The organism is Bradyrhizobium sp. sGM-13 (assembly GCF_018398875.1).
Taxonomy (GTDB): Bacteria; Pseudomonadota; Alphaproteobacteria; order Rhizobiales; family Xanthobacteraceae; genus Bradyrhizobium.
Genome location: NZ_JAGWDK010000222.1, coordinates 1 through 361, shown reverse-complemented (window position 1 = coordinate 361; position 361 = coordinate 1). Strand labels below are relative to the sequence as shown.

Below are 361 nucleotides of genomic sequence, written 5' to 3'. Positions count from 1 at the left end.
GGTCTTAATCGGCATCGTCCTAGTCACGCCGCGCAGTCTTCGGGGATCGATGCAGACTGCGTGTAAGCCGGCAGCACGCAGTTCGCCGTACAGCCAACGAGCGAGACCACCAATCTCAATCCCGACCTTGGCAATGGGCAATCCGCTTTCGTTGAGCCAGGCAACAATAGCCTCCGGTTCCGAAAATGTTTTGCCCTCGCGAATGACGACGCCATTCTCGTCCACAACACAGATAGCCGTCTCCTTTAGCGAAACATCCAGACCGACATAGTGCTTCATGTTCCCGCTCCTGCTGCCGCCGGCTCGCCGGCTTCCCTTCCAGGCTGAGCCTTTCGAGCAGCAACTGCAATCACCCCATCTA

General features: G+C 57.6%; 1 pseudogene. It reads right to left on the bottom strand.

Annotated features, from left to right (window positions below):
• A pseudogene (locus KJQ96_RS38860) lies at positions 1 to 279 on the bottom strand (IS110 family transposase); the annotation flags it as partial.
• Positions 280 to 361: the final 82 nt, after the last annotated feature.